At 76.6% G+C, this 10,350-nt stretch carries 8 protein-coding genes; 5 read left to right on the plus strand and 3 right to left on the minus strand.

All coding sequences use genetic code 11. The features are described 5' to 3' along the window. Positions 1 to 232 precede the first annotated feature (232 nt). Positions 233 to 703: a hypothetical protein gene (locus tag LLG88_08580; GenBank protein MCE5246956.1), complete on the minus strand. Its 471-nt coding sequence runs from the start codon at positions 701 to 703 to the stop codon at positions 233 to 235. A gap of 84 nt (positions 704 to 787) precedes the next feature. On the opposite strand from LLG88_08580, the gene hemH reads away from it, so the two are divergent. The 3 genes from hemH to LLG88_08595 all read left to right on the plus strand — a co-directional run bounded on the left by hemH (position 788) and on the right by LLG88_08595 (position 6,178). After that, complete coding sequence (hemH, locus tag LLG88_08585; GenBank protein MCE5246957.1) at positions 788 to 1,747, plus strand: ferrochelatase; 960 nt, start codon at positions 788 to 790, stop codon at positions 1,745 to 1,747. A 184-nt stretch (positions 1,748 to 1,931) separates the two neighbouring features. Beyond that, on the plus strand, positions 1,932 to 4,571 hold the full coding sequence (locus tag LLG88_08590) for a hypothetical protein (protein ID MCE5246958.1): 2,640 nt from the start codon (positions 1,932 to 1,934) through the stop codon (positions 4,569 to 4,571). Beyond that, positions 4,568 to 6,178 (plus strand): hypothetical protein, encoded by a 1,611-nt coding sequence (locus tag LLG88_08595; GenBank protein ID MCE5246959.1) that lies wholly within the window; start codon positions 4,568 to 4,570, stop codon positions 6,176 to 6,178. Before LLG88_08590 ends, LLG88_08595 begins: the two co-directional genes overlap by 4 nt. Before the next feature lie 187 nt (positions 6,179 to 6,365). On the opposite strand, the gene infC is transcribed toward LLG88_08595, so the two are convergent. Continuing rightward, the gene (infC, locus tag LLG88_08600) at positions 6,366 to 6,917 is read right to left on the minus strand and encodes a translation initiation factor IF-3 (GenBank protein MCE5246960.1); all 552 of its coding nucleotides are present in this window, start codon (positions 6,915 to 6,917) and stop codon (positions 6,366 to 6,368) included. Positions 6,918 to 7,123: 206 nt separating this feature from the next. Then, entirely contained in the window at positions 7,124 to 8,647 is a 1,524-nt protein-coding gene (locus LLG88_08605) for an aldehyde dehydrogenase family protein (GenBank protein ID MCE5246961.1), read from the minus strand. 171 nt (positions 8,648 to 8,818) lie between these two features. Here LLG88_08605 and LLG88_08610 point away from each other — a divergent pair, with 171 nt between their 5' ends. Beyond that, complete coding sequence (locus tag LLG88_08610) at positions 8,819 to 9,520, plus strand: hypothetical protein (GenBank protein ID MCE5246962.1); 702 nt, start codon at positions 8,819 to 8,821, stop codon at positions 9,518 to 9,520. An 89-nt stretch (positions 9,521 to 9,609) separates the two neighbouring features. Then, positions 9,610 to 10,248: a DUF5808 domain-containing protein gene (locus tag LLG88_08615; GenBank protein MCE5246963.1), complete on the plus strand. Its 639-nt coding sequence runs from the start codon at positions 9,610 to 9,612 to the stop codon at positions 10,246 to 10,248. The last annotated feature ends 102 nt before the right edge of the window (positions 10,249 to 10,350 follow it).

Below are 10,350 nucleotides of genomic sequence, written 5' to 3' on the forward strand. Positions count from 1 at the left end.
GGCGGCATAGTCGCCGAGTTGGACCGAAACCTCGCCGGCGGCGCGGTGCAGCCGCCCCTTGCGGTACATCTCGAGGGCGCGGGGCAGGTTGCCGGCGAGCCGATAGAGGTCCCCCGCCGCGGCATGGTCGCCGCGCAGGGCCGCCCATCGAGCTTTAGCCGTCCACTCGCCCGCCATCGTCCTCTGCGTCCGCTCCGAAGATAGGTTCCGGCGCCGCCGGCGGTCCACGCCGTCAGCGCGGCACGAAATTGACCTCGACCTGCGTCCGCCCGCCCGAGGCGCGCGCCAGGAGCGCGACGGAGGCCTTCGCCCCCCGCGCCTGCCCGACGACCGCGCCGTCCGCGCCGAGGGCGACGTCCTCGTCCTCCGTCGCTCCGAGCGACGGCCTGGCGGCCGCGAGCGCCGCGCGGGCCGCCGCCTCGGCGTCCCCTCCGGGGGCCTCGAGCCGGAACCAGACGACCCCCGCGGCGGGCGAGGCGTCGCCCTGCGCGACGACGCTCCAGCCGCGCGGCCAGGACGGCTGCGGCTTGAAGGGGACCGGCGCGCGCTCCGCGCGGCCGTTGCGGGGCGCGGCGGGCTTGGCCGCCTGCGTTCCGGCGCCGGGCGCCGCGGCGGGCGGCCGCGCCGTGGGGGCGGGGGCGCCGCACGCCGTCAGGGCGGCGGCGATCAGAATCAGCGCTGCGTGATGCGTCGCGTGCGTCATCGGGTGGAGAATGTCACGGCGGACGGCGGCGGTCCAGCCCGGACGACGCCTCTCCGCGCGGTCCCGCGCGGGAACGGAGCGGCGATGCCTGACGGCGCCTTGGTGGTGGCCAATCTGGGGACTCCGCGCGCGCCGGACGAAGCGGCCGTGCGCGCGTTTCTGGGGGAGTTCCTCGCCGATCCGGCGGTCGTGGACCTGCCGCGCTGGTTCTGGCTGCCGCTGCTCCGCGGGCTGATCCTCCGCCGGCGGCCCGCGCGCGTCGCGGCCGCCTACCGCGCGATCTGGCGGCGCGAAGGCTCGCCGCTGGCGGTCGAGACGGAGCGGATCGCGGCGGGGCTGGCGGCGCGTCTCGGCCCCCGCTGGGAGGTCGTTTCGGCCTATCGCTACGGCGTCCCTTCCGCGGCGGAGGAAGTGCGGCGGCTCGCGCGGAGCGGGGCGGCGCGGATTGTCGTCCTGGCGCTCTTCCCGCAGCGGACCGGGGCGACGACCGGCACGCTCGAGGACGCGGTGCGGCGGGCGGCGCGGCGCGAAGGCGCGGAAGGGCGCTTGGCGTTCGTCGTTCCGCCGTGCGACGGGGCCGGCTACGTCGCCGCGCTCGCGGCGCGGGTGCGGGAGGCGTTGCCGGACGGCCCGGACGGCTTCACGCTCTTGACCTCGTTCCACGGGCTTCCGGCCCGCTTCGACCGCCGCGAGGGCGGGCGCTACGCCGCCGACTGCCGACGCACCGCGGAGGCGCTCCGCGCGGCGCTCGACTGGCCGCGGGAACGGGCGTTGGTTTGCTATCAATCGCGCTTCGGCCCGGGCCGGTGGCTCGAGCCGGCGACCGACCGCACGCTCGCCGCGCTTCCCGGACGGGGAACGACGCGGGTCGCGGTCGCGACGCCGGGGTTCGTCGCCGACGGGCTCGAAACGCTGGAAGAGATCGGGATCCGCGGGGCGGAGACGTTCGCGGCGGCCGGCGGCGAGACGTTCGTCCGCGTGCCGGCGCCGGCCGATCACCCCGCGCTGCTCGACGAGTGGGCCGGCTTGGCGCTCGGGGCCTGAGCCGAGCCGCGGGCGCGCCGCCCGCGCGGACGCGGGCGCGACGGCGCGGGCGGATTTGGAAACGGCGCGGCCTCGGCTTCGCCGGCGCGGACGGATTTGGAAACGGCGCGGCCTCGGCTTCGCCGGCGCGGACGCGGAAGAGGCGCGGCCGGCTTCGCGCGGGACCGAGCCGCGCACGGGAGGGATGTTCGTGCAAGGCGCGACCACGGGCGGGTTCTTCGCCGTCGGAACGATCGTCGGAGGAGAGTGGGTCGTCGAGCGCCCCTTGGCCGAGATGGGCGGGGTGGCGGCGGCTCTCGTGCAGGGACTCGAGCGCGGGCGGGCGATCCTCTTCCGCCTGCCGCCGGGCGTGCCGCCCCCCGACGTCGATCCGGCGCTCGAGGCGCTCTGGGGGACGCGCCGGGCGCTGATCGACGACCCGGCGTGCGGCCACCTCGTCGTGGACGAGGTTCCCGAAGGCCCGCTGCTCTCCGACCGGATGGCGCTCGGGGCGCCGCCGAGCGTCGGCGTGGCCGACATGCTGGGCGGGAAGCTGCGGGCGGCGCACCGCGCGGGGCGGCCGCACGGCCAGTTCGCCCCCGACCGGATCGTCCTCGCCGAGGCGGGGCCGGTGGTCGCCGGCTGGGGCCTGTGGGGCGGCACGCTCGAGGAGAAGAAGGCGCGCGACCTCGTCTGGCTGTCGCGGGTCAACGAGCGGGCGAAGCAGGGGATCGTCGCGCGTCCGGCCGCCGCGCCGCGCGCGGCTGCGCCGGCGGGGGACGCGGGCGGGGGCGAGGCCGGCCGTCGTCCGGCCGCCGCGCCGCGGGTCGAGGCCCTCGAGGCGGCGGCGAGCGCCGCGGCCGAGCTGTTCGCCGAGCGCGAGCCGGAACGGGGCGCGGCGCCGGCGTCCGCGGCGCCGGCGCGCGAGACCGCCGCGCCTCCGATCGAGGTCGGGGCGACCGCGCCCGAAGGGACCGCCGCGGCGCCCGAAGCAACCGCGACCGCGCCCGAAGAGACCGCCGCGGCGCCCGAGGCGCCGAGCGAGGCGCCTCGCTGGACGCTTGACCTGTCGGCGATGAGTCCGGAAGAGGTCGAGACGCTGACCGGCCCCGCCGGCCCGCGGACGGCGCCCGAGCCGCGCGCGCCGTCGTTCGTTTCGGAGATGCCCGCCCCGTTGCCGGACGTCGGCCCGACGCCTTCCGCGGCGCCGCCGCGACCGCGCGAAGAGGCCGCGCCCGCCGAGGCGGACGGGGACCGGGCGGGGGAGTCCGCGGCGGCGAGGCTCGCCGAGTCGGGCGCGGCGCCGGACGCGATGGCCGAAGCGGTCCGGACGGCGGCGCCGGAGGCCGGCGCCGGCCCCGGCGAGGAGGCGCCGCGCGCCGACGGCGTTCCCGCGCCGGAAACCGCGGAATGGGGCGTGTCCGAGCCGCCGCGTCCCGCCGCCGCGGTCCACGCGACGCAGCCGTGCGCGGCGATCCTTTCCGGCCCGCCCGAGCCGCCGGTCGTCTCGCCGGCGGAGATTCATCCCGCGGCGCCGGACGCAGTTCCGCCTGCGGCGCCGGAAACGATTCCGCCCGCGGCGCCGCACGCGATTCCGCCCGAGGGGCCGGGCATGACCCCGCCCGCGGCGGCCGAGGCCGCGCCGTTCGCCGCGCCCGACAGAACCTCGCTCGTCGAGCCGTCCGGACGGTGGACGATGGGCGCGGAGCTCGACGGAACGCACGCCGTCACGCCCGAGACGGAAGAGGAACGGCCCTCGCTGTTCGAACCGACGTCGCTCGCCGACGCGGTCTCGCCCGCGGCGCCGATCCACGTCGCGCCGATCGACCTCGCGCCGATCGGTTTCGCGCCCTCCGAGCCGCCCGCCGCGGCGCCGTCCGAGCCGCCCGTCGCGGCGCCGGCCGAGCGGCCCTCCGAGCGGCCCTCCGAGCGGCCCGCCGCGGCGCCGGCCGCGGCCGAACCCAGCCCCGCGGCCGTGGGGCTCGTCGCCGCGATTCAGGCCGACCACATCCCGACCCTTCGGAGCGCGCTGGAGAAGTGGCGCGCCGAAGGGGGACGCGAAGACGATCCGCTCGCCGCGCGCGCCGAGGACGCGCTCTCCCGGCTCGAGTCGAAGGCGCTCGGCTGCCTCGACGAGGCGCGCCGCCTGCTCGCCGGCGGCGATCCGCTGAGCGCGGTCGCGCCGTGCCGCGAGGCGGCGCGGCTCGGCCTCGCCGAAGAGGCGGAACCGCTGCTGCGCGAGGCGCGTCGTCAGGCGAAGCAGATCGTCCGCCCCTCGTCCAATCCGCTGGCGCGGATCCCCTTGCCGCGCCTGCCGTGGAAGTGGATCGGCCTCGCCTTCGCCGCGCTCGCGCTCGGCGCCGCGCTGGTCGTCGGCGCGCTCTGGGCGTTCGGCCCGTCGCGCGGCGAGGCCGAACTGCGCGCGGCGTACAAGCGGGTCCTCGCGGCGGACGGCGATCGGGCCGCGGCGGCGATGTTGCTCGAACGGGTCGAAGCGGGCGAGAGGAGCGGGGCGCTCGACAAGCTGATCCACGAGGCGCTGCCGCCGGCGCTCGACGGCGAGAGACGCCGCCTCGAAGGGTTCCGCCGCGACGCGGCGGCGAAGCGCGCGAACGCGCCGGAGGCCGACCGCGTCGCCGCCGAGGCGCGGCGCGCGCTCGACGAACTCGGCGCCTCCGAGGGACGCGGGCCGCAGCCGAAGACGCGGTTCGACCGGGCGTCGGGCCTGGTCGACAAGGCCGGCGATCTCTACCGCAGCGCGGCGCAGATGTCGCCCGAGGAAGCCGCCAAAGGAGTCGACGGGCTGCTGGGCGCCGATCCGAGCTTGGGGGAGGAGAAGCGATGAGGATCGTCCTCGCGGCGGCGGCGGGCGCCCGCGCGGCAAGGCGCGGGCCGCGCCCGGGAGAACGAGCGACGAGGATCGTCCTCGCCGCGGCGGCGTGCGCCGTCCTCTGCGGGCCCGCGTTCGCGGGTTGGCGGCCCGGCCGCGCCGCGGCCGACAAGGACTCGGTCGCGCCGCTGCGCCAAGCGGATCTCGCCGCGGCGCTCGACGGCCGCGAACCGCCCGCCGGGTGGGTCGAGGCGCTGGGAAAACTCCCGGACCGCTGCAAGAAGGACGAGGCGCTGGAGGGGAGCGACTGCAACGACGACGCGCGGTGCGCCTGGCTGGCGGCGCGCGGCGCGGCGCTCGAGGCGGTGCGCGACCGCGCGGAGCTGCGCGGGGCCGCGGACCGGCTGCGGCGCGCCGCGGCGCGCCTCGCTCCCGCCGCCTGCGCGGCGAAGGACGAGCGCTGGCGCGACGACGCGCGTCAGGCGGCGATCGACGCCGCGCTCGTCGAGATCCAACTGCTGCGCCGGCTCCCCACGCTCGACGCCGGTCCGACCCTCGATCCGGAGGACGAGCGCGTCGTCGGCGCGCTGCTCGCGGCGGCGGAGAAGGGGGGCCTCGCCTCCCTGCCGGCGAACGAGCTTCCGGCGGCGCGCGGCGCGCTGCGCACCGCGCTGGAGCGGCGCTCGTGGCTCATCGCCCAGCCGGCCTTCGCGCGGCTGCGCGGCGTCCTTCCCGGCTTCTGGGCCCCGCTCGGCGGCGTGCCCCGCGAGTGCGGCGCGGACCTGTTCCGCGCCGACCTGCTCGAGGACCAATGGCGCGGACGGCTGGTGCGCGAGGTGGTGCCGGAGGCGCTCGACTGCCTGCGCACGCGCCTCGTGCCCGAACTCGCGCGCCGGGGCGCGGTCGCCGACGCGGCGGGGGCGACGGAACTGGCGGCGTGGCTCGCCGAGAAGGGGCGGCGCGATCCCGGCGGCCGCTACTTCGGCATCGACGGCGAGACGCGCGGGAAGATCGAGAAGCTCGTCGAGGCGATGAAGGCGCCCGAGCCGCGGCAGGTCGCGGCGGCCGAGCCGCCCGCGCCGGCGCCGCGTCCGGCGAAGACGCCGGCCAAAGGCGGGCGGATCGCCCCCCCGCCGACGAATGTGCCGCTCCGCCCCGCGCCGGGACCGGCCCCCGCGCCGACGCCGCAGGGCGATCCCGCCGAGTCTTCGTGCGCCGCGCTGGCCGCGGCGACGACCGAGGACTTGGCCTCGGCGCGCCGCGTGGCCTCCGGCGTGGACGAGGACGCCTGCGCGCCCGGCGCGCCGCGCGCGCGCCGCGCGAAGGCCGCGGACGGCCTGGAGCGGATGGCCGCCGCGGTGCGGATCCGCGGCGCGGCGCGTCTCGTCGCGCGCGGCGACGCGTCGCTGGCGCTGCGGGAACTGGAGTTGGTGGCCGAGAAGCGGCGGGGCCCGGTGTTCTATCTCGTGGCGGCCTGGGCCGCGCGGCGGGACGGGGACGAGGTCGGCGCCGCGCGCTACCTCGCGAAGATCGACCAGGCGACGCTCGATCGGCTGCGCCGCTCGAACGATCCCTCGGTCGCGGCGCTGGTCGACCACGCCACCGCCTCGGGAGGACGCTGAGGAGGGCGTCCGCGAAGAAGACCGCGGGCTCGCGGGCCGGCGGCCCCGTCGCGGCCGGAACGGCGCCGCGGCGGCGGGATGGCCGGGGCGCGCCGTCGTCTCTGGACACGACGATCCCGGCGGATCGCCGCGCGACCGCCGGGGCGTGCCGGGAACGCGGCGGGCCGCCCCGCCGCGCGTCCCCGAGCTATTCCTTCTTCTTCGTCGGAGCGATCGTGACCGACAGGTCGCGGCCCATCGCCACGCGGGAGGAACCCTCCTCCTGCCCGACGTCCTTGACCGTGTCCACGACCCGCTGCAGCACGGCCTCGCCGATTTCGGGCCGGCGCATCTCGCGGCGGCGGTACATCACCGTCACGCGCACCTTGTGCCCCTCGGAGAGGAAGTCGCGCACCTTGCTGGTCTTGGTGTCGAAGTCGTGGTCGTCGATCGCCGGCCGGTACTTGATCTGCTTGATCTCGATGACGTGCTGCTTCTTCTTGGCCGCGGCGGCCCGCTTCTGCTGCTCGTAGCGGTAGCGGCCGAAGTCCATGATGCGGCAGACGACGGGGCGGGCGTCGGAGGCGACCTCGACGAGGTCGAGTCCCTTGGTCTGGGCGATTTGGAGGGCTTCCTCGACCGGGACGACGCCGAGCTGCTGGCCGTCTTCGTCGATCAACCGGACGGGGCTGAAGTGGATCCGCTCGTTGACGCGGACTTGGAGCGCATCGCTGTTCCGTTCCTGCATGCCGGGTTTCATCAAGCTGAACGTATCCTCCCGCGCGCTGTAGCCGCGCCGGCCGGCCCGTCCCGAGGCGGCGCGCGGCGCGTAGCTTCCGGCGGCCGCGCGGACCACCGGGCGCCGCGAATCGTAGCATCAAAACGGCGCCGCGCCCTCCGGGGCCTTCCGCGGCCGTCCCGCCGGCGGGAAATCCGCCGGTCGGCCGGCGCCGGCCCCGCGGTCGGTCATTCGCGGAACCTCACCCCTTGGGCCAAGGGGAGATCGGTCCCGAAGTTCACGGCGCTGGTCTGCCTTCTCATGTACGCCTTCCACGCGTCGGAGCCAGTCTCCCTTCCGCCGCCGGTTTCCTTCTCCCCGCCGAACGCTCCGCCGATTTCGGCCCCCGACGTGCAGGTGTTGACGTTGGCCAGGCCGCAGTCGCTTCCGGCGGCGGAGAGGAACGTCTCCGCGGCGCGGAGGCTGTCGGTGAAGATCGCCGAGGAGAGGCCCTGGGGAACGTCGTTGTTGAGCCGGATCGCCTCCTCGAGCGAATCGACTTCGACGACGTAGAGGATCGGCGCGAACGTCTCCTCGCGGAGAATCGGGGCGCGGGCGTCGGCGCGGACGATCGCCGGCTCGACGAAGAAGCCGGGGCGGTCGATCCGCCGGTCGCCGCGCAGCACCTCGCACCCCTCGGCGCGGGCCCGCTCCAGCGCGGCCAGCATCTCGGCGACCGCCTCGGCGGAGACGAGCGGCCCGACGTGGACGGTCGGATCGAGCGGATCGCCGATCTTCAGCCCGGCGTAGGCCTCCTCGAGCCGGCCGAGGAGCGGGGCGGCCGCGCCGCGCTGGACGATCAGCCGGCGCGTCGTCGTGCAGCGCTGGCCGGTCGTGCCGAGCGCGCCGAAGAGGACGGCGCGCGCGGCGAGGTCGAGGTCGGCGTCGTCGAGGACGATCGCGGCGTTGTTCCCGCCGAGCTCGAGGATCGTCCGGCCGAACCGCCCGGCGACGATCGTCCCGATCCGCCGGCCGAGCGCGGTGGAACCGGTCGCCGAGACGAGCGCGACGCGGCTGTCGGCGGCGAGCGCCTCGCCGACGAGCGGCCCGGGGCCGACGACGAGGTTGAAGACGCCGAAGGCCGAGCGCCGCGCCATCGCCTCGTCGCAGATCCGCTGCAGCGCGAGCGCGCAGAGCGGCGCGAGCGAGGAAGGCTTCCAGACGACGGTGTCTCCGCAGACCGCCGCGAGCGCCGCGTTCCAGGCCCAGATCGCGGCGGGGAAGTTGAACGGCGTGACCGCGGCGACGACGCCGAGCGGGTGCCACTGCTCCATCAGCCGATGGCGCGGCCGCTCGCTGGCGATCGTCAGGCCGTGGAGCTGGCGCGAGAGGCCGACGGCGAAGTCGCAGACGTCGAGCGTCTCCTGGATCTCCCCTTCGGCCTCGGCGCGGATCTTTCCCGTCTCCAGCGAGATCAGCGCGGCGAGGTCGTCCCGCCGCCCGCGGATCAGGAGGCCGAGCTCGCGGACGAGTTCGCCGCGGTGCGGGGCGGGGAGGAGCCGGAACCGCCGAAAGCGGTCGGCGGCGCGCTCGACGACGCGCGCGACGTCCTCCGCGTCGGCCGCGCGGACCGCGCCCAGCGGACGGCCGCGGGCCGGATCGAGCGAGACGAGCGGCGCGCCCCCCGCCCGCTCGGGGCGCGGGCCGCCCGCGACTCCGGGGAGCTCGGTTCCGGAAAGGCCGAGTCGGGCGAGAACGCCGGCTTCGTCCATGGCGCCGCTCCTCGAGGTCGGAACGCGCGCGGCCGGCGCGCGGCCGCGAAATAAAACGCGGTCGAACGGGCCGCCGTTTTTGCGGTTCGCGTCCGGCGACCTCAAGCTTGTGAACGTACCCTCACCCTGACGGCGGGACCGCGGAAGTTCGGCCGCGCCGAGGAGTCCTCGATGAGCCGAAGCTCGTTCTCGGCGGTCGCCGCGTTCGCCGCGACCGCGGCCGTCGTCTGCGCGGCGGGCTGCGCGTCCAGCCCGACGCCGGTGTTCGAGCGCGCGAAGAGCGTCGGGCCGAGCGTCCTCGTGCTCGTGCCGCAGGTCCGGACCGTGCTGAACATCTCGCCGGTGGACCAGGCGTCGCTGACCGACCAGCTGTCGGTCGAGCTGCGGCGGACGCTGGCCGGGGCGAGCCTCGAGGTGAAGGAAGGGTCGCCGGAGCGGACCTTCGCCGCGCTGCGCGGCGAGCTGCTCGACGCGATCGCGCGGGCGCGCCTGACGCGCTCGGGCCGGTTCGCGCCGGGGACCGACCTCGGCCTCGGGCCGTCGCTCGCCGCGGCGACCGACGCCGGGGCGCGGGCGGTCGTCGTCGCGGAGCTGACGCGGCTCGGCGCCGGACGGGGCGGGAAGGACTACGTGCCGATCCCGCCGGGCGAGTTGGTGAAGCTGCCCGAGGACCGGCCGGACTTCATCGTGCCGCAGCGGCCGAGCGCCGCGGGCGGGGGTTCGGGGGTCGAGCTGCGCCTGCTCGTCGTGGACGCCGCGAACGGGCACGTTCTCGCGCACCGGGTCGTCGTCGATCCGGCGATGTCGGTGGACGAGATCCGCACGGCGATGACGGCGCTGGTGCGGGAGGCGTGCCGCGGCCTGATTCGCTGAGGCGCGCGGCCGGCGCGGCCGACGCGCGGCCGCCGTCCGGCGCTTCCGAACGGCGGTACGCTGTCCGCGGGGCGAGGCGAGGCGCGACGATGGACGCGGAACGACCGTCGATCTTCTCGAGTTGGGATCTTTGGGCGGCCGCCGGCTTCGCCTTCCTCGGCGGGGTCTGGGCGTGGGCGTCGCCGCGGCTGCCCGACCCGATGCCGGTTCACTTCAACGCCGCGTGGCGGGCCGACGGCTTCAAGCCGAAGGCCGAAGTCCCGTGGCTCCTCTTCGGTCTGCCGCTCGCGATCTGGCTCGTGTCGCTCGTCGTCGGCGCGGCGGTCGCGCGGACGCAATCCGATCCGGAGCGGGCGCGCGCCGGCGGGCTGCATCCGCTGCGCGGTCTCTTCACGTTGGGGACGACGATCGCGATGGCCGGGGCGGCGACGGTTCCGATCCTCACGCCGTCGTCGTTGAAGTTCGGGATCGGCGCGTGGGTGGTCTGCATCGTCGTCGGGATCGTGGCGACCGCGCGGAGCGCGCGGGCGTTTCAGGCGCCCGCGGAACGGGCGGGGTTCTACCGCTGCGGCATGTTCTACGTGAATCCGGACGATCCGCGGCTTTGGGTGGAGAAGCGGTGCGGCGTCGGCTGGACGCTGAACTACGCCCGCCCCGCGGCGTACGTCGTGACCGCGCTGCTGTTTCTGATTCCGTTGCTGGGGATCTTGCTGCTTCCTCGGAACTGATCGTCGTTCGGCGTCGGGGACGAAAGGCCCGCGTTCCTTGGGGCGTCGTCGGTCGGTCGTCGCGGGGGGCCGTCGAACCCTAGAACTCAAGGGTATCGCCGG

The sequence above is a fragment of the bacterium genome (assembly GCA_021372775.1).
In the GTDB taxonomy this organism is placed as follows: Bacteria; Acidobacteriota; Polarisedimenticolia; order J045; family J045; genus JAJFTU01.

Coding starts and splice junctions, on each gene's coding strand:
- LLG88_08580 (MCE5246956.1), bottom strand. CDS start 703: ATGACGCACGCGACGCATCACGCAGCGCTGATTCTGATCGCCGCCGCC.
- hemH (MCE5246957.1), top strand. CDS start 788: ATGCCTGACGGCGCCTTGGTGGTGGCCAATCTGGGGACTCCGCGCGCG.
- LLG88_08590 (MCE5246958.1), top strand. CDS start 1,932: ATGTTCGTGCAAGGCGCGACCACGGGCGGGTTCTTCGCCGTCGGAACG.
- LLG88_08595 (MCE5246959.1), top strand. CDS start 4,568: ATGAGGATCGTCCTCGCGGCGGCGGCGGGCGCCCGCGCGGCAAGGCGC.
- infC (MCE5246960.1), bottom strand. CDS start 6,917: ATGAAACCCGGCATGCAGGAACGGAACAGCGATGCGCTCCAAGTCCGC.
- LLG88_08605 (MCE5246961.1), bottom strand. CDS start 8,647: ATGGACGAAGCCGGCGTTCTCGCCCGACTCGGCCTTTCCGGAACCGAG.
- LLG88_08610 (MCE5246962.1), top strand. CDS start 8,819: ATGAGCCGAAGCTCGTTCTCGGCGGTCGCCGCGTTCGCCGCGACCGCG.
- LLG88_08615 (MCE5246963.1), top strand. CDS start 9,610: ATGGACGCGGAACGACCGTCGATCTTCTCGAGTTGGGATCTTTGGGCG.